The sequence below is a fragment of the Penaeicola halotolerans genome (genome assembly GCF_016464625.1).
GTDB lineage: Bacteria > Bacteroidota > Bacteroidia > Cytophagales > Cyclobacteriaceae > Penaeicola > Penaeicola halotolerans.
In genome coordinates, this window is sequence record NZ_JAEAGO010000063.1 from 1 (window position 1) to 274 (window position 274).

Here is a 274-nt window from a genome sequence, read left to right on the forward strand (position 1 = left end):
TAAGCTTCCATTGGAGAGAGGGTCTTACGATTGCTTTATCTGACTTAGCTAGTATTGACCACTCATACCTATTTGTACCTTATATCTTGTTTTTTGGGGGTGCTAAGCTGGCCTATCTGAGGTACTACTGCTATTCTCTTCATCTCCTGACCGTTATCTTTATGCCTGTTTTAGGACCTTGAGCCGGCCAATTCATTGTATTTTTTATGTTATATTTTCGAGGGCCTGTTCATCAGTTCTTCCCAGAAGATTGAGTAACTTCTTCAGTTCCTCC

1 protein-coding gene is annotated in these 274 nt (G+C 40.9%); it reads left to right on the forward strand.

Going from position 1 to position 274, the window contains the following annotated elements:
• The coding region (locus I5349_RS13730) for a hypothetical protein (RefSeq protein WP_226391350.1) at positions 1-182 on the forward strand (182 nt) is incomplete at its 5' end.
• Between the last annotated feature and the right edge of the window lie 92 nt (positions 183-274).